Below are 347 nucleotides of genomic sequence, written 5' to 3'. Positions count from 1 at the left end.
GCTCCGGTATCACCGGTTGCACCTGTGGCTCCCGTAGAGCCGGTCGAGCCGGTTGCTCCAGTCGATCCGGTCGAACCGGTCGAGCCTGTCGCTCCCGTGTCACCGGTTGCACCTGTGGCTCCCGTAGAACCGGTCGAGCCGGTTGCTCCAGTCGATCCGGTCGAACCGGTCGAGCCTGTCGCTCCGGTATCACCAGTTGCACCTGTGGCTCCCGTAGAGCCGGTCGAGCCGGTTGCTCCAGTGGATCCGGTCGAGCCTGTCGCTCCGGTATCACCGGTTGCACCTGTGGCTCCCGTAGAGCCGGTCGAGCCGGTTGCTCCAGTGGATCCGGTCGAGCCTGTCGCTCC

At 66.6% G+C, this 347-nt stretch carries 1 protein-coding gene; it reads left to right on the top strand.

Features of this window, described 5'->3' with window-relative positions; genetic code table 11:
* Positions 1–24 precede the first annotated feature (24 nt).
* A partial coding sequence (locus O7A60_RS31865) for a hypothetical protein (protein ID WP_337109609.1) occupies positions 25–347 on the top strand: 323 nt, incomplete at its 3' end.

It is taken from the genome of Mesorhizobium salmacidum (SeqCode), assembly GCF_037179605.1.
GTDB classification, from domain to species: Bacteria; Pseudomonadota; Alphaproteobacteria; order Rhizobiales; family Rhizobiaceae; genus Mesorhizobium; species Mesorhizobium salmacidum.
This window is presented reverse-complemented; position numbering and strand designations above follow the sequence as displayed.